The sequence below is a fragment of the Cognatitamlana onchidii genome, assembly GCF_004804355.1.
Lineage (GTDB): Bacteria > Bacteroidota > Bacteroidia > Flavobacteriales > Flavobacteriaceae > Cognatitamlana > Cognatitamlana onchidii.
In genome coordinates, this window is record NZ_SRWZ01000001.1 from 706,356 (window position 1) to 728,204 (window position 21,849).

General features: G+C 34.9%; 22 protein-coding genes. 10 read left to right on the forward strand and 12 right to left on the reverse strand.

Annotated elements, in window-relative coordinates; genetic code table 11:
• Nucleotides 1-30: 30 nt before the first annotated feature.
• Entirely contained in the window at nucleotides 31-1,638 is a 1,608-nt protein-coding gene (locus tag E5D58_RS03280; RefSeq protein WP_136480384.1) for an Ig-like domain-containing protein, read from the forward strand.
• Here E5D58_RS03280 and E5D58_RS03285 read toward each other — a convergent pair.
• The 8 genes from E5D58_RS03285 to leuS all read right to left on the reverse strand — a co-directional run bounded on the left by E5D58_RS03285 (nucleotide 1,631) and on the right by leuS (nucleotide 11,620).
• Nucleotides 1,631-2,410: an amidohydrolase gene (locus tag E5D58_RS03285; protein ID WP_136480385.1), complete on the reverse strand. Its 780-nt coding sequence runs from the start codon at nucleotides 2,408-2,410 to the stop codon at nucleotides 1,631-1,633. The genes E5D58_RS03280 and E5D58_RS03285 overlap by 8 nt on opposite strands.
• A gap of 1 nt (nucleotide 2,411) precedes the next feature.
• The gene (locus E5D58_RS03290; RefSeq protein WP_136480386.1) at nucleotides 2,412-3,554 is read right to left on the reverse strand and encodes a methionine aminotransferase; all 1,143 of its coding nucleotides are present in this window, start codon (nucleotides 3,552-3,554) and stop codon (nucleotides 2,412-2,414) included.
• A gap of 25 nt (nucleotides 3,555-3,579) precedes the next feature.
• Nucleotides 3,580-5,352, reverse strand: a complete 1,773-nt coding sequence (locus E5D58_RS03295; RefSeq protein ID WP_136480387.1) for a MutS-related protein — start codon at nucleotides 5,350-5,352, stop codon at nucleotides 3,580-3,582.
• An 83-nt stretch (nucleotides 5,353-5,435) separates the two neighbouring features.
• Nucleotides 5,436-6,137 (reverse strand): Bax inhibitor-1/YccA family protein, encoded by a 702-nt coding sequence (locus E5D58_RS03300; protein ID WP_136480388.1) that lies wholly within the window; start codon nucleotides 6,135-6,137, stop codon nucleotides 5,436-5,438.
• A 90-nt stretch (nucleotides 6,138-6,227) separates the two neighbouring features.
• Nucleotides 6,228-6,923: a zinc metallopeptidase gene (locus E5D58_RS03305; RefSeq protein ID WP_136480389.1), complete on the reverse strand. Its 696-nt coding sequence runs from the start codon at nucleotides 6,921-6,923 to the stop codon at nucleotides 6,228-6,230.
• A 187-nt stretch (nucleotides 6,924-7,110) separates the two neighbouring features.
• A complete protein-coding gene (gene ald / locus E5D58_RS03310) occupies nucleotides 7,111-8,208 on the reverse strand; it encodes an alanine dehydrogenase (protein WP_136480390.1) in 1,098 nt (365 codons plus the stop codon).
• 219 nt (nucleotides 8,209-8,427) lie between these two features.
• On the reverse strand, nucleotides 8,428-8,676 hold the full coding sequence (locus E5D58_RS03315) for a SemiSWEET family sugar transporter (protein WP_317129260.1): 249 nt from the start codon (nucleotides 8,674-8,676) through the stop codon (nucleotides 8,428-8,430).
• Between the two features lie 121 nt (nucleotides 8,677-8,797).
• Complete coding sequence (gene leuS, locus E5D58_RS03320) at nucleotides 8,798-11,620, reverse strand: leucine--tRNA ligase (protein ID WP_136480392.1); 2,823 nt, start codon at nucleotides 11,618-11,620, stop codon at nucleotides 8,798-8,800.
• Between the two features lie 152 nt (nucleotides 11,621-11,772).
• On the opposite strand from leuS, the gene E5D58_RS03325 reads away from it, so the two are divergent.
• From E5D58_RS03325 to E5D58_RS03335, 3 genes are all read left to right on the forward strand, one after another.
• Nucleotides 11,773-12,690 (forward strand): DMT family transporter, encoded by a 918-nt coding sequence (locus tag E5D58_RS03325; protein WP_136480393.1) that lies wholly within the window; start codon nucleotides 11,773-11,775, stop codon nucleotides 12,688-12,690.
• A gap of 99 nt (nucleotides 12,691-12,789) precedes the next feature.
• Complete coding sequence (locus E5D58_RS03330) at nucleotides 12,790-13,668, forward strand: cell division protein FtsX (RefSeq protein ID WP_136480394.1); 879 nt, start codon at nucleotides 12,790-12,792, stop codon at nucleotides 13,666-13,668.
• Nucleotides 13,669-13,748: 80 nt separating this feature from the next.
• Nucleotides 13,749-14,003, forward strand: a complete 255-nt coding sequence (locus tag E5D58_RS03335; protein WP_136480395.1) for a DUF3098 domain-containing protein — start codon at nucleotides 13,749-13,751, stop codon at nucleotides 14,001-14,003.
• Nucleotide 14,004: 1 nt separating this feature from the next.
• Here E5D58_RS03335 and E5D58_RS03340 read toward each other — a convergent pair whose 3' ends face one another.
• Nucleotides 14,005-15,129: a glycerate kinase gene (locus E5D58_RS03340; protein WP_136480396.1), complete on the reverse strand. Its 1,125-nt coding sequence runs from the start codon at nucleotides 15,127-15,129 to the stop codon at nucleotides 14,005-14,007.
• An 85-nt stretch (nucleotides 15,130-15,214) separates the two neighbouring features.
• On the opposite strand from E5D58_RS03340, the gene E5D58_RS03345 reads away from it, so the two are divergent.
• Genes E5D58_RS03345 through E5D58_RS03355 form a run of 3 tightly spaced genes read left to right on the forward strand, consistent with a single transcriptional unit; the run spans nucleotide 15,215 to nucleotide 17,475 of the window.
• On the forward strand, nucleotides 15,215-16,009 hold the full coding sequence (locus tag E5D58_RS03345; protein ID WP_136480397.1) for an undecaprenyl-diphosphate phosphatase: 795 nt from the start codon (nucleotides 15,215-15,217) through the stop codon (nucleotides 16,007-16,009).
• A 3-nt stretch (nucleotides 16,010-16,012) separates the two neighbouring features.
• On the forward strand, nucleotides 16,013-16,705 hold the full coding sequence (gene truB / locus E5D58_RS03350; RefSeq protein ID WP_136480398.1) for a tRNA pseudouridine(55) synthase TruB: 693 nt from the start codon (nucleotides 16,013-16,015) through the stop codon (nucleotides 16,703-16,705).
• Nucleotides 16,706-16,758: 53 nt separating this feature from the next.
• Nucleotides 16,759-17,475, forward strand: coding sequence for a hypothetical protein (locus tag E5D58_RS03355; RefSeq protein WP_136480399.1), 717 nt, complete (start codon nucleotides 16,759-16,761; stop codon nucleotides 17,473-17,475).
• Here the strand turns inward: E5D58_RS03355 and E5D58_RS03360 are convergent.
• Entirely contained in the window at nucleotides 17,462-18,079 is a 618-nt protein-coding gene (locus E5D58_RS03360; protein WP_136480400.1) for a thioredoxin family protein, read from the reverse strand. The two genes, E5D58_RS03355 and E5D58_RS03360, sit on opposite strands and share 14 nt — an antisense overlap.
• A gap of 219 nt (nucleotides 18,080-18,298) precedes the next feature.
• Complete coding sequence (locus tag E5D58_RS03365; protein ID WP_168796616.1) at nucleotides 18,299-18,919, reverse strand: thioredoxin family protein; 621 nt, start codon at nucleotides 18,917-18,919, stop codon at nucleotides 18,299-18,301.
• A 254-nt stretch (nucleotides 18,920-19,173) separates the two neighbouring features.
• Between E5D58_RS03365 and E5D58_RS03370 the strand changes: the two genes are divergently transcribed.
• From E5D58_RS03370 to E5D58_RS03380, 3 genes are read left to right on the forward strand one after another with little or no spacing between them, the layout of a single operon-like run.
• Nucleotides 19,174-19,737, forward strand: coding sequence for a DNA-3-methyladenine glycosylase I (locus E5D58_RS03370; RefSeq protein ID WP_136480401.1), 564 nt, complete (start codon nucleotides 19,174-19,176; stop codon nucleotides 19,735-19,737).
• Entirely contained in the window at nucleotides 19,703-20,302 is a 600-nt protein-coding gene (locus E5D58_RS03375) for a hypothetical protein (protein WP_136480402.1), read from the forward strand. Before E5D58_RS03370 ends, E5D58_RS03375 begins: the two co-directional genes overlap by 35 nt.
• On the forward strand, nucleotides 20,289-20,969 hold the full coding sequence (locus E5D58_RS03380; RefSeq protein WP_262710719.1) for a DUF2490 domain-containing protein: 681 nt from the start codon (nucleotides 20,289-20,291) through the stop codon (nucleotides 20,967-20,969). Before E5D58_RS03375 ends, E5D58_RS03380 begins: the two co-directional genes overlap by 14 nt.
• 19 nt (nucleotides 20,970-20,988) lie before the next feature.
• Here the strand turns inward: E5D58_RS03380 and E5D58_RS03385 are convergent, their stop codons facing one another.
• Complete coding sequence (locus tag E5D58_RS03385; protein WP_136480404.1) at nucleotides 20,989-21,816, reverse strand: copper resistance protein NlpE N-terminal domain-containing protein; 828 nt, start codon at nucleotides 21,814-21,816, stop codon at nucleotides 20,989-20,991.
• Nucleotides 21,817-21,849: the final 33 nt, after the last annotated feature.

The window sequence follows — 21,849 nt, forward strand, 5'->3', positions numbered from 1 at the left end:
ATGTAGGTTTGTAAAAATTTTGATCTCTGGATGAACAAGACTTTTCCTAACATTATATTAGTACTTTTTATTAGTTCTATTTTTATTAATTGTGCCAATAGAGGAACGCCTCAAGGTGGACCAAAAGACGAAACACCTCCTGTTATTATTTCGTCCTCACCAGAAAACTACTCAACTAATTTTAAAGGAGACGAAATTAAAATCCAATTTGATGAGTACATAAAAATTGATGACCTCCAAAAACAACTCATCATATCACCTCCCATGAAAACACAACCAGAAATTTCTCCGCTGGGGGGGGCCAGTAAATACATCTCAATAAAAATTACAGACACCCTGCAACCTAACAGCACTTATGCCTTTAACTTTGGCAATAGTATTAAAGACCACAACGAAGGTAATCCATACCCATACTATAGATACGTGTTTTCTACTGGTGATTATATTGACTCCCTTTCTGTTAAGGGAGACATTCAAGATGCCCTTCTTACAAAACCCGAAACTTTTGTTAATGTTGGACTATATGAAGTTGACTCGACGTTTACCGACTCAATTATTTATAAAGAAGTCCCTAAGTATATAACAAACACATTAGATAGTGCGACCACATTTTCAATTGAAAACATAAAGCCTGGGAAATATATGCTTATGGCTCTAAAAGATAATAATGGAGATAATAGGTTTCAACAAAACTCTGACCAAATTGCTTTTCACAAAAACTTTATTGAGCTCCCTACAGATTCCACATACACCTTAAGACTCTTTAACGAAGCGCTTGACTTTAATGCGAAGCGCCCCAGTTTAATATCTGGAAACAAGATTGCCTTTGGTTATGAAGGCAGCTACGAAAACATGAATATTGAATTACTGTCAGAAACACCAGAAGATTTTGATTATAGAATAACTAAAGACAGTAAAACCGATTCGTTACTATATTGGTATAAACCTAATCTGGAAGTCGATTCGTTAGTTTTTAAAGTTTCGAACCCCATTTTTAAATTTGAAGAAGAATTTACGGCTAGAATTAGAAACCTAGACAGAGATTCGTTAAATTTAGATTCAAATCCCAGCGGTGCTATAGGAATTGATGAAGCTTTTGAGATTTCTGCAAACACCCCTCTAATTGAATTTAACAAATCTAAAGTATACATAACGGATAGGGACTCTTCTTTGGTAGATTTTACGTCAAATTTTGACACCATAAAAAACACCTATTCATTTAACTTTGATAAAACGGAATCAAACAACTATGAAATTCAAATCTTGCCCGAGGCCTTTATTGATTTTTATAACGACACCAATGACACATTGTTTTACACATTAAACACTAGAAAAGAGTCTGAATTCGGATATGCTAGATTCACTTTAATAAACGCGCCATTACCAATAATCATTCAACTTACAGACAAGTCTGGAGTTGTTAAAGTTCAACGTATTGTAAAAGAGCAGGGGGATGTCGATTTTTTAAATATGCCTCCTGGAATATATCCCATTCGCATAATTCTTGATGCCAACGGCAATGGTAAATTCGACACTGGTAACTACCTAAAAAAAATGCAACCTGAACGCGTGATTCATTTTAATGAAATTGAAATAAGAGCCGACTGGGGCATACAAGAAACCCTTAGTTTTAATTAATTATAAAACTATCTCTATCATTTAAAAACTTGAGTTTATTTCGATAAGCTTCAATATGTCGTTTTTCGAGTGTAACGTGTTGAATATGCTGTTCAAATGGTGGTATAGAAGTAAGTTTTTGCCCAAGGACATCGTAAACAGCAGAGTGGCCAGAATACTCACTACCTACACCGTCAACTCCCACTCTATTCACCCCAATACAATAGCACATATTTTCAATAGCTCGTGCTTTTAATAAGGCATCCCAGGCCGAAACTCTTGGTTTAGGCCAGTTTGCTACATAAATAAGCAGATCATAATCTTCAGTATTTCTAGACCAAACTGGAAAACGCAAATCATAGCATATTAGTGGGCAAATCTTCCAACCTTTATAATCAATAACCATTTTTTTGGCACCAGCCGTAAACACTTTGTCTTCCCCAACCAAGGTAAAGGTATGGCGTTTATCATAAATCTTGAGACTGCCATTTGGCTCCACAAAGAGCAACCTATTGAAAAAATTATTTTCCTCTTCGATTACAAGACTTCCTATAATAGCAACGTTTTTTTCCTTTGCTAATTCTTGCATCCATAACACGGTTTCCCCTTTCATGGTTTCAGCAACGTCTTTGGCATTCATAGTAAAACCACTAGTGAACATTTCTGGAAGAACTACTAAGTCGACCGAAGCCTCTAAATCTTCAATTTTTTTTGCGAATCGCTGCCTATTTTCCTTGGGATTTTCCCAAACTAAATCAGCTTGAATTAAAACAACTTGAAGTTCTTTTTTCATGTTAAATTTTATTTAGTATTTCAGCAGCTTGCTTTAATGTCTCATCTTTTTTTGCAAAACAAAAACGCAACATCTTATTGTCTACATTATTTTCATTGAAAACCGACATTGGTATAGAAGCTAATCTAAACTCCTTAGTAAGCCTTTTGGCATAATCCACATCATATTCATTGGTAATTTTAGAGTAATCAAGCACCTGAAAATAAGTTCCACTAGAAGGTTTAAACCTAAAACGAGAATCCTTGATTAGCTTTAAAAAGAGATCGCGTTTTCCCTGATAAAAATTGGCTAAATTGAGATAATGTTTGGGTTCTTTCATATAGTCCGCAATACCTTTTTGAGTGGGGTGATGCACACAAAAAACATTAAACTGATGCACTTGCATAAATAACGCCATAAGCGGTTTTGGAGCACAACAATAACCCATACGCCAACCGGTATTATGAAATGTTTTACAAAAGGATGCCACCACAAAACTCCTTAATTTTAGATCTGGAAACATAGAAGCACTTTGATGTAACAATCCATCATAAACCATGTGTTCATAAACCTCATCACTCAACACAATTATATCTGTATCTCTGGTAAGCTTTTGAAGCGCTAGCATATCATCCTTCGAAAACACCATTCCTGATGGGTTATGAGGTGTATTAATAATAATCATTTTTGTTCGCTTCGTTATCTTTTCCTTAACCTCTTGCCAGTTTATTTTAAAATCTGGCGCCTGTAATTGAACCGATATTGGTTTACCTCCATTAATCTGAACACCAGGCTCATAGCTATCGTAAGCTGGTTTAAAAATAATAACCTCATCATTGGGTTTAATAAAGGTTGTTAATATTGTAGATATAGCCTGTGTAGCACCAGCAGTAATGGTAATTTCATTTTCGGGATGATAACTCGCGTTGTAAAGCGTTTGAATTTTCTTTGAAATAGCTTCCCTAAGTTCAAAACTTCCTGCCATAGGTGCATATTGATTATATCCAGAATTCATGGCGTTATTTACTAAATCAATAAGCTTTTGGTCACTACCAAAATCGGGAAATCCTTGAGAAAGATTAATAGCTCTATACTCTTTAGCCAGACCACTCATTACAGAAAAAATAGTAGTCCCAATATTTGGAAGTTTTGATTGGTGCCGCATATCTGTAAAGTTAAAACAATAAAATCTATACGATATTCATCTTTTTCAATAAAAACGATGCATTCATATTTTTACAAATCCCTGTTTTGAGCATATAATCAAAATGAAGCTCCTCGTTAACAATTTCAGCATCAAAATAATAGTTTTTTACCACATCCAACATGGCTTCAATTTCGCATAAACTCAAATCGTGTGTTGCTATAATGCCTGTAGCTTTTGAAGCAACTAATCGTTCTACAAACTTTTTTGATCCAATTGCTTTATCCTTACTATTGGTGCCTTTTAATATTTCGTCGAGCACAATAAAGTAAGTATCCTTCTGGATTGCGTCTACAATGTATTTTAACCTTGTTAATTCAGAAAAAAAGTATGAACTATCATCTGCCAAAGAATCAGAGGTACGCATACTAGTAATTAGTTTAATTGGCTTGTAAATACTTGAGCTTGCACATACAGGCAACCCCATATTGGCCATGACAATATGTAAAGATACTGTTCTTAAAAAAGTACTTTTTCCTGCCATATTAGCTCCGGTAACAATAAAAAATTGTTCCCCATTTATAGTTAAATCACTATCAATTCGCTTATTTTTATCAAGCAGTGGATGCCCCAAATCTCTAGCATCAATAACCGCACCTGTTTCAATTATTTTAGGATAGGTAAACTCAGGCTTATTGAAAGCATAATTACCCAAAGAATTGAAAGCATCGAAAAAGGACACAACTTCAAACCAATCGGCTACTTTTTTGTGATAGGACTCAATCCAACGTTCTATCTGGTAGGCGTTCTTTAAATCGGTTAAAAACAAACCATTCCCAAAAATAGCACCAATTAAATTATTTCTATTATCCAGGGCATCTAAATATTTTGAAAATGTTTTAAACACATGAGACGCTTTTTCATTTTCAGCCTGTATCTCTTTTTGTTTTTTAACTAATAAACTAGAAGTAAAGTTTTCATTTTCAATTAGATCTAATAACTCAGCATATTGCCTAAATGTATCTTTAACCTTGCTAGTGTTTGCTGCTAAAACATTTATTTTCTTGAGATACAGCCCTGAAATTCCCAATCCTAAAACTAGCCAATATCCAATGATTGCTTGGTATGTTATGGCATTAAAATAGGTAAGCATCAATATTGTAAGTGATAAAAGGCTGAATACTTGAGGCAACCAAGCCATTAGTTTTTTTGGTAAAAAAGACTTGTGTTCGCTTAACCAGCCTATAATTTGATTTGCAGGGGTTTCAACCTCAACTAATTTAGAGGTAGCGATATAATACTGACGCCACTGTGGTTTTAAACACAACTCCTTAATGGCATCCTGCCTGGAAACAATATCATGAATATTGTTGGCTTTTAAATACTCAGCCAACTTTAATGTTCCCTCATTTATAGTGGTTCTGTTTATACATTGAAAAAAAGACCCGCGTCCAAACAAATCTATATCTAGACTGTAAAAATGATTTGAATCTTGAAAACTAAGTCCGGAATCCCTGTCATAAAAATTACCCAATTCAATGTCAAGCTCCTCTTTATTTATTACTGCAAGTTCCTTTTTAAACGCCTTTTGTTTTTTTAAATCTGTATATTTTGAAAGTAAATACAAAAAAGAAACAATCCCAATTAGACCAATAAATACAACTAATTTCCATGATGAAAAAAAAATATAAAGCCCAAAACCTGTAACAGCAAAAACGAATAATCTGAGCATGCTATATGTTAGCATAAGCTTACCTAAACGTTTTTCTTCTAGCTGATACTTGTCTAGATGCTGTTTGTAGAATGTAGTAGGATCCATTTTAAATAAACTGAGGAGTAAAGAAACAAAAAAAGCCCTGATTTGATTCAAGGCTTCCATCATATATTTATGTTAAAGTTAATTTAATCTCTGGAAAGAAAAATGCTTAAAACATACCAAAACAATAACATTAAAGATGCAAATAAGCCTAATGCTGCTGGTATATAATCTTCTTCTGAATATTTATGAACCAAATTAGAAGTTTGATACAAAATAGACCCTGCCGCCAATACGCACATCCCAACAGAAAACCACAATCCCAAATTAAATCCAAATAATACTCCGGCTAAAATAAGCCCAATAGCTATAAAAAAACCAACAGTTAGTGCAGATCTTAAAAAGGAAAAATCCTTTTTTGTTACCAAGACTATAGCGGATAGTCCAGTAAACAAGGATAGGGTAACTATGGCTGCTTGATTTAATAAATCAAAACTCTCGGTATAAGCAATAGCCATATAGATTAATGGTACAAAAATGAACGCCTCCGCTAAGATGTAAAGACCATAAGCCAAATATTGTTTATTCTTATCTGGGGTTTTAAGTGCCATCCCTTCAGCATAATTTGTGATAAACATAAACCCTCCAAGCATAATCAACCAACGCCAACCTTGTGTCATTGACAGTGCAAAATCAATTATAGCGTCACTTTGAAGTAATAAATACTCAAATAGCACAAATACTAGAACCCCTCCTGCTACATGCGAATAGGTCTTTTTATAAAACGCCACTTTATCAGTATCTGATAATTGGCCTACCATTAATTTATTCTGAAAATTAGTTTCCATAAAGTTTTGTCCGTTAAATTTTCTCACGACAATATATAAAAAAGCCTCAAATGACTTTGAGGCTTTCTGTCTTTATTTCTTCGTGTTCAATTAATCCCTGCCTCCAAACACTTGTAATGCCCAATAAAGTAAATTAGCCAAGGCTCCAATGGCCGCAACTAGATATGTTCTGGCTGCCCATTTTAAAGCATCTTCAGAGCCTTTATATTCTTCTGGAGTTACCATATTTTTGTTTTTTAACCATGCTAATGCTCTGTTACTAGCATCGTATTCTACCGGAAGCGTAATAAAACTAAATAGTGTAGCGAATCCCATAAAAACCACTCCTAATACAGCGACCCACCAGCCTAAACCAATGCCAGCAGCCCCTCCAAGCACTAAACCACCAATAATTAACCACTGAGACATCCCAGAAGTAACACTTACCATAGGCACCAAAGTAGATCGCATTTGAAGCCAATTGTATGCCTGAGCATGTTGCACTGCATGACCACATTCATGAGCCGCTACAGCTGCCGCTGCTGCATTACGTTGATTGTAAACCGCCTCACTAAGATTAACCGTTTTATTCTTTGGATTGTAATGATCTGTTAAACGTCCTGGCGTAGAAATTACTTCAACATCATAAATACCATTATCTGCTAGCATTTTTTGAGCAATTTCCGCTCCACTCATACCATTTCTTAACTGTACTTTCGAGTACTTTTCAAATTTACGTTTCAGGGTGTTACTAACAGCCCAACTAACTAATGCAACGACCCCAATTAATATATAATATCCAATCATAATTTCTTTTTTCAGTTTTAATTACTTCAATAAATATAGCAAAAATAACGCCACAATTTTCTTATGAAAATTTGTCAGTTTCATTAATTATGAAACATAATTTCTTCCTATTTATCTTAAAACCTAACTAAAAAAACGCCTTGATCTTTACAGATCAAGGCGCTTGTAAACACTTAAATACTAAAAACTAGACACTCATTTCCATGTCGAAAGCTTCAGCTATTTCTTTATATACAATATCGCCTTTTACAATATTTAATCCTTTAGATAACGGGACATTTTCCTTACATGCTTTTTCCCAACCTTCGTTAGCTAACTTAATAACATATGGTAAAGTTACATTGGTTAATGCCATAGTAGAGGTGTAAGGTACAGCCCCAGGCATATTGGCCACAGAATAGTGAACCACCTCGTCAATGATATAGGTAGGATTTTCATGTGTTGTTGGTTTAGTAGTTTCAAAACAGCCTCCTTGATCTACGGCAACATCAACCAAAACAGTACCATGACGCATATCTTTAAGCATGTCGCGCGTTATTAATTTTGGCGCTTTGGCACCTTTAATTAATACACCCCCGATAATTAAATCGGCATCCTTTATATGTTTTCTAATGTTGTATTCACTAGAAAACTCGCTAATAACATTATTTGGCATAGAATCACTAACATAACGAAGCGCTTTCATATTTATATCCATAATCACCACATGCGCTCCTAATCCAGCAGCCATTTTAGCAGCCTGGTACCCCACAATTCCAGCGCCTAATATTAAAACCTTTGCTGGCGGCACTCCTGGTACACCTCCTAATAATATCCCGCGACCTTTTATAGGCTTTTCTAGATATTTGGCTCCCTGCTGAATGGACATTCTTCCAGCTACCTCCGACATAGGAATTAGCAAAGGCAAGGTTCCGTCTGCATCCTCCACGGTTTCATAAGCAATACAAACAGCTTTGCTATCAATCATCGCTTTTGTTAACACCTCACTAGATGCAAAATGAAAATACGTAAACACAACCTGGTCTTCCCTAATTAACTTATACTCAGGTTCAATAGGCTCTTTCACCTTTACAATCATTTCGGCTATGGCATAGACCTCCTCAATGGTATTAAGCATAGTCGCACCAGCACTTACATAATCCTCATCAAAAAAACCACTGTTAAAACCAGCATTCTTTTGTACAAAAACCTCGTGATTTCGTTTTGTTAATTCAAACACTCCTGAGGGTGTCATTCCCACTCGGTTTTCGTTGTTTTTAATTTCAATAGGAACACCAATTTTCATAAGCGCAATATTTAATAGTTAATAATTGAAAACGCGTACAAAGCTAAAACAATTGATTGAAAAATAATCTGTATATTTAAAATATGTTGAAATATATATATCAAATTTAACACATCGTTAAGAATTATATAAAATAAATTCAAGCACAAGCCATTTGTTACGTATTTTTCAATAAACTAATACTTCAATAAACAGCGCTAGTTGGAATAGATTTTATTACTATTTTCTGTATTTTATTTTGAAGAAAATCAGCAGTGCTGATGATATGAGCGTAATAGAATTTGCGAAAATCATGGAGGGGCTATGCTTTAAAAAACCATAAACTAACCAGCCAATAATACCTATAAAAAAGATGATTAGCATAAGCAACGACAAACCCGATACATCTTTTGTTTTCCAGGTTTTGTATACCTGTGGCAGGAAAGCTGCCGTGGTTAAAATAGCTGCAACAAACCCTATAAGCTCCATATAACCCATTTAAAAAGTAATTTTAACACTATATAAAGAAACCCAAAACCACCGTAGCAAGGGCTAAGGTTACAATCAAGTAAAACACAAAAAACAAAGACTGTTCTTATTTAGACCTCTATTACCCCACAATATTGACTATTTTCCCTGGTACAACAATTACCTTTTTAGGTGTTCTACCACCTAATTGCTCTTGTGTTTTCTCGTTTGCAAGTACCGTTTTTTCTATCTCGTCTTTGCTCATATCTAATGGCAACTCCATAGTAAAACGCATTTTTCCGTTAAAGGATATAGGGTAGTTTTTACTACTTTCAACCAAATGGTTCTCGTTAAACTCAGGGAAATTAGCAGTCGCTATAGATGTATTATGCCCTAGAAGACTCCATAATTCTTCCGCTATGTGCGGTGCATAAGGTGAAATCAATACCAATAATGGTTCTAGAATAGCTTTAGATTGACATTTTTGCTGTGTCAGTTCATTAACCGCTATCATAAAAGTAGATACCGAGGTGTTGAATGAAAAGTTCTCAATATCGTCCTGAACCTTCTTTATTGTTTTATGAAGTGTTTTTAAGCTGTCTTTTGTGGGTGTGACATCAGAAACTTTCAACCCGTTTTCGTCAACATACAATTTCCATAGTTTTTTCAAGAAGGAGTGTACCCCTGATATACCGGCCGTATTCCAAGGTTTATACTGTTCTAAAGGCCCTAAAAACATTTCATAAAGACGCAAACTGTCTGCTCCATAATCGGCTACAATATCGTCTGGATTTACCACATTGTATTTCGATTTCGACATTTTTTCGACATCTCTACCTACTTTGTAAACACCATTTTCTAAAATAAACTCAACATCTTTATAATCTTCGCCAAACTCTTCATCAGCTTTCAAGCCATCAATATCTAATTCATCTGAAGCATTTACATACTTTACTTTTACATGAATTGGCTGTACATTTTTGTCTTTAATTAACCCTAGAGACAAATAGGTATTTGTGCCTTCTTCTCTATATACAAAAGCACTCGTTCCTAAAATCATCCCTTGATTAATCAACTTCTTAGCATACTCATCTGTTGGTACGACCCCCTTATCAAATAAAAACTTTTGCCAAAAACGCGAGTATAATAAATGGCCTGTAGCATGCTCGCTACCACCAATATATAAATCGACATCCTGCCAATAATTCAAAGCTTCTTTGCTAGCAATAGCATCTGGATTGTTGGCATCCATATAGCGGTTAAAGTACCATGAGCTTCCTGCCCACCCTGGCATCGTATTTAACTCTAAGGGAAATACGGTGGTATGATTTATCTTTTCATTATCAACAACCTTGTTAGTTTCTATATCCCAGGCCCATTTAGTGGCATTCCCTAACGGCGGTTCTCCTGTTTCGGTTGGTAAATACTTTTCTACTTCTGGAAGTTCAATGGGCAAATATTCTGTAGCAATCATTTGCGGTAACCCGTTCACATAGTAAACTGGGAATGGCTCTCCCCAATAACGCTGACGTGAAAATACGGCATCACGCAAACGATAGTTGGTTTTACCTTGCCCTTGTCCAATTTGTTCTAACTCGTATATGGCGCGCTTAGTCGCTTTTTTATAATTTAAACCATTCAAGAAATCGCTATTTGCAATGATGGTTTTTTCCTTCTCTGAGAATGCCTTTTCTGAAATATCTATACCTTCAAAAATATTTGGAATTGGCAAATCAAAATGTTTAGCAAAAGCGTAATCACGCTCATCGCCACATGGCACCGACATTACGACCCCTGTTCCATAGCCTGCTAGCACATAATCTCCAATCCAAATTGGAATAGGTGCCTTGGTAAACGGATGCTCTGCATATGCGCCTGTAAATACCCCTGTAATGGTTTTTACATCGGCCATTCTATCGCGTTCACTACGTTTTGCAGTTGCCTCAACATAAGCTTCCACTTCAGCCTGTTGTTCTGGCGTTGTAATTTGAGCCACTAAATCGTGTTCTGGAGCCAAGGTCATAAAAGACACTCCAAAAATAGTATCGGGTCTAGTAGTAAACACTTCTATTTTAGCAATGTGCTTATTAACATTAAAGGTTACAGAAGCCCCAACCGATTTACCAATCCAGTTACGCTGACTTTCCTTTAAAGAATCTGTCCAATCTATTTTTTCTAAGCCTTGAAGTAAACGCTCTGCGTAAGCAGAAATGCGCATGCTCCATTGCGTCATTTTCTTTCTAACTACAGGATGCCCACCCCGTTCGGATACGCCATTGACTATTTCATCATTAGCCAAAACAGTTCCCAAAGCAGGACACCAATTCACCTCTGTTTCGGCCAAATAAGTTAATCTATACTGTAATAATATTTTCTGTTGTTCTTCAGTAGATAATTTATTCCATTCTTCTGCAGTAAACAGTTTAATGTCGTCATCACATACAGCATTGACGTTCGCATTACCTTCGATAGCAAATAACTTTTCTAATTCACCAATATCTTCGGCCTTATCAGAATCATTATTATACCACGAATTGAATAATTGAATGAAAATCCACTGTGTCCATTTATAGTAATTTGGATCTGAAGTACGGACTTCTCGAGACCAATCAAAAGAAAAACCAATTTGATCTAACTGACGACGATACGTCGCTATATTATCTTTAGTTGTAATAGCTGGGTGTTGTCCTGTTTGAATAGCATATTGCTCTGCCGGTAAGCCAAAACTATCATAGCCTTGTGGATGCAATACATTAAACCCTTGATGGCGCTTATAACGCGCATAGATATCTGAAGCAATATAGCCTAACGGATGCCCAACATGTAACCCTGCACCACTAGGATAAGGAAACATATCTAAAACATAGTACTTGGGTTTGTCACTATTATTTTCGGCTTTAAACGTTTGGTTTTCTGCCCAATATTTTTGCCATTTGGCTTCAATTTCATTGAAATTGTACTTCATTATCATCCATTTTAAGAAGTTGCAAATTTAAGGTTTAATTAGAAATACCCGATGTTAATACACAAAAAATGAGTTTGCCAAATATTACTAAATTAATACGTTACATTTGAAACCATATTTAGGACTCACGACGTGTAAACACCTATTATTACTTGACAAAAAATAATATTATAAAAGCTCATTTAGCACTATTTGGTACGCATGTTATTTATGCTACAAATCATTTTATTGCCAAAGGTATTATGCCTGAAAAGTTAAGTCCAACACCCTTTGTTGTATTTAGAGTTTTGGGAGCAGGTATTTTGTTCTGGCTTCTAAAGGCCTTTATTAAGGAGAAAATTGAGAAAAAAGACTTCTTTAGACTTATGCTATGCGGGCTTTTCGGAGCCTCTTGCAATCAATTGTTTTTCTTTCATGGATTAAGCCTTACATCTCCTATAGACACTGCTATTATTATGACATCTGCACCAGCAATCGTTTTTATTTTGAGCATGATTTTTATCAAAGAAAAGCCCAATAAAAATAAGATTATCGGATTATGTATTGGTGCTATAGGCGCCATAGCTTTAGTATGGCACGGTCACGTTGCTGAGGGCACCAGTAGCTCATTAGGCAACTTGTTTGTATTCATGAACGTGCTATTTTATTCCTTATATCAAGTGACCGTAAAACCTTTAATGAAAAAGTATCACTTTATAACAATTATTAGCTGGGTGTTTTTATTCGGTTTACTGTTTATAATTCCTATTGGAATCAACGATGTGTTGCATCAAACCAACTATAAATTGTTTGACACAACCACCTATATCATTATTGCCTACGTTATAGTATTTACCACATTTCTAACCTTCCTGTTTAACATATATGCCCTGAAACAAGTTTCTCCTTCTGTGGCAGGGAGTTACAGCTACACACAACCAGCACTTAGTTTCATTATAGCTATTATTTTGGCCTTTTTTCTTAGTAACGATACTTACAGCAAGGATATGAATTTGGTAAAAATCATGGCATGCCTACTCATTTTTATTGGTGTGTATCTGGTCAGTAAAAAACCAAAGGCCATTGAGTAGTTTATTTTTACTTCTACAACATTATTAATATGTTTTAGTTTATATAAATTATAGATTTCATTTACTTTGTTATTTTTACAGCATAAATCCTATATTTTTATGAGTTCATCATTTGAAAAACATCAAAAGCGCAGGCTTATTTCTTCTTACTTTTCTGTGGTTTTAAGTATTGCTTTAGTGCTGTTTTTATTAGGATTATTGGGCATGTTAATACTAAATGCCAAAAAAGTATCAGACCATTTTAAGGAACAGGTGGTTGTAACCATATATTTGAAAGAATCTGCTAAAGAGGTAGAAACCAAGCAACTTGAAAAAAGTTTAGCCATGGCAGATTATGTGAAGTCTACAGAATACGTCTCAAAAGAGCAAGCCGCTGAAATTATGAAAGCCGAAAATGGCGAAGACTTTATGGATTTTGTAGGTTACAATCCACTTCAAAATTCTATTGACGTCCATCTTAAAGCCGATTATGTTACTTCTGAACATTTAGAAAAAATAGCATCGGAAGCTTTAAATAAAGATTTTGTTGAAGAAGTTACCTACGATAATGATTTGGTGAACTTAATGAACAACAACGTTAAAAAAATAAGTTTTTGGGTACTCGTTATTAGTGCCATTTTCACAATAATAGCCGTGTTGTTAATAAACAGTTCCATTCGATTAGCTGTTTATTCAAAACGTTTCACGATTAAGACTATGCAAATGGTAGGTGCAACAAAACGTTTTATTAGACGCCCTTTCATCTGGAAAAGTGTAAGACTTGGTATTATTGGGGCTTTATTAGCTCTTGTTGGGATGGCCATAGTTCTTTACTATTTGGATAAAACCTTTGTAGAATTAGAATTATTAAGCAATCCTGTTCTTGTTAGCCTTCTATTTGCTGTTATTTTTGGACTAGGGATCGTAATAACTTGGATAAGCACACATTTTGCAACACAGCGATTCTTAAACTTAAGAACGGATGAGCTGTATTACTAGATAATATTTACAAATAGATTAACACCTTAGTTTCAAATAAATCTTTTACTTTGCACTAAATTATTCCACAATAGTTCATTATGGGTGAAAAAAAACGTAAAGAGGCTGCCAAAGCTACCTTTGTATTTGGCAAGAAAAATTACAAAATCATGTTTATCGGTTTAGCGGTTATTGCTTTAGGCTTCATCTTAATGTCTGGAGGTGGTAGCGATGACCCTAATGTATTTAACCCTGAAATTTTTAGTTGGCGACGAATAAGGCTGGCTCCTGCATTAGTTTTAATTGGCTTTGGTATTCAAATTTATGCCATTCTTTTAAACCCAAACAAGGACTAGTTTAACTTATCGTTTTTGCAAATTTTTCAGCTATTTTTTTAAGATAGGTTTGTCCATTACGCATGGCATCTACTTTATTTACTGCGTAACTATCGACCATATCGGCATAATCAATACCAAATAGTTCTCTCTTACCTTTGGGCAAATCAATTACGCCACAAAAGGCGGCAACTTTAATATTTTTCAGTTTCGCAGAAGATAGCACCCCTTGAAGCGTCTTTCCCGACAAGGTTTGCGCATCCAATTTGCCTTCACCAGTAATTACCCAATCTGCCCCTTCTATCGTATCATCAAACTTCGCTAAATCTTTAATAAGTTCTATTCCCGATTTTAATGCTCCATTTAAAAACACTTTCGAGGCAATTCCCATACCTCCAGCCGCCCCAGCTCCTTTAACTAATTGAACATCTATCTTAAATTGTAACTCAAGAATTTCAGAGAATGCTTTCAAACCCCGATCAAGAGTATCGATATCTTCCCCTGAAGCACCTTTTTGTTTTGCATAAACATGAGCTGCTCCATCTTTACCATACAAAGGATTGGAAACATCGCAGGCCACCGTAAAGTTTATGTCCTTTAATTCTGGTAACACATTTGCACTGTCTATAGTTTCAATACAACCTAAGTTCGCACCAATTGGCAAGACCTCGCGACCCTGTTTATCTAAAAATCGATATCCTAAGGCTGTCGCCATACCAATGCCACAATCGTTTGTGGCGCTACCACCAATTCCTAGAATAATATTTTCCACCCCACTTTTAATGGCATCCAAAATTAGTTCTCCTGTACCCAGAGTGGTGGCGTTTTTACAATCTAGCGCTTCACGTTTTAAGAGCTTGACACCTGAAGCTTCTGCCATTTCGATAAATGCTGTTTTGGTAGAACCCGAAAGTAAATAGGAAGCCTTAATAGGTTCAAAAAATGGATTATTTACAACAACCTTAATAACATCTCCTTTTAAATAGTAATTCACTACCTCTATAGTGCCATCCCCACCATCTGCAAGAGGTAACTTGATAATCTGTGCATTAGGATTTACCTTATGAATACCATCTTTTACCGCATCGCAGAACTCTAAACCAGTGAGCGAATTTTTAAATTTATCTGGAGCAAGCACTATTTTCATTTACTTCTTATTGATTAACCTAAAATAACACTTTATTATTTGACTGGTAGTCTTGATTGTATGACTATTTTAATATTTTTGCGCCATGGAAATCATTGATGCTATTATATTAGGAATCATTCAGGGGCTTACAGAATTCTTGCCTGTATCGTCTAGTGGTCATTTAGAGTTAGGGAAAGCTATCTTAGGAGATAAATCTATTCCTGAAGAAAGCTTGCTTTTTACGGTTGTTCTTCATTTTGCAACAGCTTTGAGCACCCTAGTGGTATTTAGAAAAGATATCATGGATATTATAAAAGGAGCCTTAAAACTTAAGTGGAATGAGGATTTACAGTTTATTTCTAAGATTGTAGTTTCCATGATTCCTGCTGTTACAGTAGGCTTATTTTTTGAAAAGCAACTTGAACAACTTTTTGGAGGTAATATTTTATTAGTTGGTTTCATGCTTTTAGTCACAGCTGTTCTTTTGTTTTTTGCAGATAAAGCGAAAAACACAGAGAAAAAAGTATCCTTTAAAAATGCTTTTGTAATAGGTATTGCACAAGCTGTTGCGATGCTTCCCGGAATTTCCAGATCTGGCGCAACCATTTCGACTTCGGTACTTCTAGGAAATGATAAAACCAAAGCCGCTCGATTCTCTTTTTTGATGGTAGTCCCTTTAATTTTTGGAAAAATAGCCAAAGACGTATTAAGTGGCGATTTATCTTATAATAGTGGGAATTTCACAGCGCTCTCTATAGGTTTTGTAGCTGCATTTATAGCTGGGTTATTTGCTTGTACTTGGATGATTTCCTTGGTTAAAAAAAGCAAGCTTACCTATTTTGCGATATATTGTGCTATTGTTGGCGCAATAGCTATTATATTTTCTTTATTAAATTAACAAATGAAAACCGCCGAGTATTTTCAATCTGGCCAAGTCCTATTAATTGACAAGCCTTTAAATTGGACTTCATTTCAAGTGGTAAACAAATTGCGTTGGGAAATTAAACAGGCCTTCAATATCAAAAAGATTAAAGTTGGGCATGCTGGCACGCTCGATCCGTTAGCAACAGGTCTTCTTGTTATTTGCACAGGTAAAATGACTAAACAGATTGACACTTTTCAAGGTCAAATTAAAGAATATACAGGCACTATTGTTTTAGGAAGCACTACCCCATCATTTGATCTAGAAACTAAAATCAACAAAACGTTTTCAACAGAGCATATTACCGATGCCCTAATTCATGAGACTACAAAACAATTTATTGGTGATATTGAGCAATATCCACCTGTTTTTTCAGCGATAAAAAAAGAAGGCAAACGACTTTATGAATTTGCTCGTGCAGGTGAAAATGTTGATATCAAGCCCCGTAAAATTAAAATACTAGAATTTGATATTATAAGAATTGATGGTAATAATGTAGACTTTAGAGTAGTTTGTAGTAAAGGAACCTACATCAGGTCGTTAGCCAACGACTTTGGAGAAGCACTTAAGTCTGGAGGGCACTTATCGGCGTTAAGAAGAACAAAAATTGGAGACTTCAAAGTAGAAAAAGCAAAATCTATTGAGGCCTTTATAGATAGTTTAAAGAACTAATTTGCTTATTTTTCCGTATATTTCATACACCCATTGCTTATAATTAAACAGATTTGAGCTTAACAAATCAACATAAAGCCCTACTAATTACGCTCCTTATTTCGGGAACTGTGGTGCTCTCTATTTTTAATTTAAGCCTTCGTCAACAAGATGATATTAGCTCGGAAAGTTATTATGAGATTGAGCCAGAAAAGGAGCTTACTGAAGAAGAAATAAAAATTATTGATGCTTTGGAGAAATTAAATAATACCAAGGCAGAAACCAACAAAGCTTTTAACGAAACTCAAGAAGAGAAGCACTTTGCTCAAGCTTTTAAGCGCATTGCTCCGCCAGAAGACTACGTTCCAAAAGCACATAACAATTCTTCAGAAGGTTCTAACACACACCATAAAATTTATGATTCTTCACGCCAATCAAAATTAAATGAAGACGAATTATCAAAATTTAATAAAGTAAATAATTTATTAAAAGAGAAACTTTCGGAAAATAATAACGCCAGAAGCTCAATTAGTTTTTCTCTTAAGAATAGAAAAAAGGTTTACATTCCTATTCCTGTTTACCTTTGTGAGGTAAATGGTAAAATTGTTATCAATATTAAAGTAAATTCTAGGGGTAACGTTACGGATGCTTATGTTAATTCTTCCTCAAACTCGAGTAATGAATGTTTAATAGGGCATGCCAAAGAGTACGCCCTGCAATCTCACTTTAGTCCTGATGCATCCAAAAGAGAGCAATTAGGCACTATCACTTTTGTGTTTATAGGCAAGTAACGGCTTCAAATTGGCTAAATAAAGCAACTATATCATCAATAATGTTCTGTCCTCTGTCATTGTTATACCAATGCTGTAAATCTTGTTTAAAATCTGGTGTTAAAGCACCGTTTTTTGCTTTAAATCGTTTTACATAACCTGTTGCCTGAGTAGGTCTCGGACCATATGTATAAACAACATCTCCTGACTCATCATCGATCATAATAACCTTGGGAACAGATCGATTCCCATTTGTTAAAAAGCCATCCATCAACTCCGGGTTTACGTCTCGTAAAACAAGTCTTAAACGTATGTTTGGATTTAACTCGGCTATTTTATTCAGTACAGGAATAACATGGGCAGCATCTCCGCACCAACTTTCTGTAATAACTAACCATGTTAACTTATGGTCAAACTCCGCAATTTTTTTTTGAGCTACTTTTGATATTTTAATGGTTTTGTCCCAACGCTTCATACGCTTATCATTTAGCTTTGTATAAGCAGCAAAATCTTTGGTCTTCTCTAATCCTGTGGTAGAATTGTCCTCTGCCAATTGCCTAACCAAATCACGATATGAATGATAGGACATACTTCGTTTTAAACTTGACTCTATAATAGCATTCATAATCTTAAATTTTAGCAGGTAGAAAATCTTACATGGCAAATTTAACAGCCTCCTATATTATTTAAGATGATTTTTGTCATGCTTTACACAATTTGCAAAAAACCTCTAATATCTAACCATTGCTTAGAGCCGCTATCTGGTGCCATTAAATAAATCAAAAAAAGCGTCATACTGAGAGTCTGACACTTTTTTAACTATTTATTCGATCCTAAGATAATATTACACACACATACTGGGCTCAATTTGACATAGCTGCTGTGCAATATCTGTTATAATGCTTTGACCTTTATTTTTGTTATACCAAACCTGAAGCTCTTCCTTAAACTCAGCAGTTAATTGTCCGTGCTTGTCTTTATAATCCTTTACCATTTTGGTAGCTTCACTCGGTCTTGGCCCAAAGGTGTTTACAACTTCTCCTGTCTCATTATCAATCATTAATAATTTAGGAATAGCCCTTCCTCCGTTGGTAAGATACATATCCATCAAATCCATATGTTCATCACGTAAAACAATCCTTAAATCTATACCTTCATTAATCTCTGCCATCTTATTAATTACAGGAACAACATGCGCCGCATCACCACACCAACTCTCCGTTATGACAAGCCATGTCATTCTATGGTTAAACTCCGATAGGATATCCCTCGCTTCTTCAGAAACCTTTACAGTTTTATCCCAGCGCTTCATTCTTCGTTGATTTAATTTAGTATAAGCAACCAATGCTTCCGTTTGATCTGCCCCAGTTGTTCCTTTTCTCTCAACTAAGTCATTAATTAAATTAACATAATCCTGATAAGACATACTCCTGTTTAAACTCTTTTCAATTATTGGGTGCAACATAGTTTACATTTTTAATGGTACTTATTTCAATTTTAGAGATTTTGTCTCTTACAATGCAGTTTCCTTACTTTGTAGAGCAAAATAACGCCAACCATTTAAAACAAAATGTAACAATTGTTTCACAAAAACTATTGGTTTGATAAAACTTTTAGGATAGAAATGTTAACTTTAGTCTATGTTAAAGTCGCAATGAGTTTTTACTTGGAAGAGCTCTAACAAAAAGAAAAATATCGTTAAAATATTTATAAATCATTATGACAAAACACAGATGTGCATGGTGCCAAGGAGATTCTCTATATGAAGCTTATCATGATGAGGAATGGGGCGTTCCTGTATATGATGATGAAACACTATTTGAATTTCTTATTCTTGAAACATTTCAAGCTGGATTAAGCTGGATAACCGTTCTTAGAAAACGTGAAAATTTTAGAAAAGCCTTTGATAATTTTGATTACAAAAAAATTGCGCAGTACGATCAAAATAAAATAGTCGATTTGCTTGCAGATACTGGTATAATAAGGAACAAACTAAAAGTGAATGCCACAGTTACCAACGCACAAGCTTTCATTAAAATTCAGGAAGAATTTGGAAGCTTTAGTAAGTATATTTGGCAATTTACTAATGGGCAACCCATTAAAAACTCATTTAAATCTATTAAAGACATCCCGGCAAATACGGCGTTGAGCGACACTATTAGTAAAGACCTTAAAAAGAGAGGTTTTAAATTTGTGGGTACTACCGTGGTTTATGCACATATGCAAGCTACAGGTATGGTAAATGATCATGAAACGAGCTGTTTTAGATATGAACAAGTTTAGCCTTATATTTTTGCTGTGTTGTTTTTCGCTATCATTTTCACAATCAAAAAATGAAAGAGAAGAGCGCATCCCTTCATCCGAATTTCCGGAAGAAGCACACCGATATTTTAATGGTATTACAGACAAGGTAAACTACCTGAAATTTTATAGAGAAACCGACGGTGACAAAAAAAGTTATGAAGCAAAATTTAAACTCAATAAATTATACTACAGTGTTGAGTTTAGCACAGAAGGCGTTTTAGAAGATATTGAAATCATTATCAAAAAGAAGCATATCCCAAAACCTGTTTTAGAACAAATAGAACACTATCTAGACACTAACTTTGAGAGGTCTAGGTTTATTAAAATTCAGAAAAAATACGTTAATAACACATCAAAAAACGACAAACAATTCATTGATTATATCATTGAAAACCCAGAAAGTATAAACACACATTATGAGATTATAGCTGAAACAAAATCAAGAAACGACCACCAGTTAAGGGAATTAACCTTTACTAATTTAGGAGAGTTTAAAAAATCTAGAAAAGTATCATCGTCGTCTTATGAACATGCCTTGTATTAAAGCGTTATTTTTTTCTCTTCTATTCACCTGTTCATTAAAAGTATTAGGGCAGAGTAATTTTGTAGGAACTGGTGAAACAGGTTTTACTTTAAAACATCGGGTTTCAAAAAAATATAGTATGGCATTTCTGATAAGAAATAGATATATGCTTTATAAAGACAGAAACTTTGAATATGATAATCGACAACTGCATTTCATCCATTTCTCTACGTATAATTTTAACTACACACATAGCTTAAGCTTAGGTCTAGATTATAGGAATCAAGAACTTTTTGAAATTGGGGTGAACGAGTTCCGCATCACGGAACAGTTTAACTATATAAAACAAAAGCTAGGAGTAAGGTACGGACACCGAGTAAGAGCAGAACAGCGGTTTATAGAAAACCAAACATTTTACAGGCAGCGCTATAGGTTTGCCGTTGATTTTCCTGTGAATGGTGAAAAGTTGGATATTGGAGAGGCTTATTTAATATTTTCAACCGAAGCTTTGTGGAGTGTTTCTAAAACCTTAAAACCCTTCTTCGAACAAAGGTTAACCTCGCAAATTGGTTGGCAATTACTAGAGAGCCTAAAACTTCAAATAGGATTGGATTATAGACTAGAAGCGTTTAACATTGCTAGCATCCATAATCTCTTTGTACTAACGTCTGCCATACTAAAAATATAGCCCCTAAATATTTGCTCTATTACTCCATAACTTTCAGCTTTGCTAATGGAGCCATTCTAACTTTATTTAAATGCAAAACACCGTTAACTACTGTATAATTATCTGCTTTTTGAAGCACCTCCATAAATTGAGTAGCTCGCTCCATATTATCACATGCCATAAGCGTATTCATCATTTGTCCTATTTCTATCCTACCATTTGGTTTAAGTGTATAACCCCCTGAAAACAAATTGCAACTATTATTACCAGACATTCTGGCGTTGTTAGAATCAAAAATTACAAACGCTGGTTTCTTATCTTTTGAAAACTTAACTTCTTGCCCCATAAGTTCGATAAGCTGCCATTTTTTATTTTCTAAATTTGAATCACTAAAATTTTTCATAAGTCTATACATTTCTGCTAGATCTCCTTTTATTAGATTTCCTGCTTTATCTAAATGAAATAACTGGTTTTCTCCAACTTTATATTTTTGACCTCTGTCTCCTTCTCCAATGGTAATTACGGAACCTGATTCGTCCCAAACAAAGGAGCCCTTATCACTAAAAAAACCAGCTGTTTTACCCAGATAATCTATGGATCTTTCAAATTTATTATCTGCCAATAAGGTAATACTGGTTTTTATTCCTTCGCAGTCTGCACATGGTATAACGCCCTTATAAACGCCCTCCCAATCAAGGGACACCTTACTATTATGAGCACCTGCTTGACTTGCTTTAACACTTTGATTTCCCTTATTGCCAACTAAATTATCTTCGTTTAAACCGTTTCCCTTCTTAGACTTATCGCTGCAGCCTAAAACTGTAATAAGTAAAAGGAAACAAGAACTTATTTGAAATATTCTTTTCATAAAATATGTGTTTTTTCTGTTTGTTAACGACAA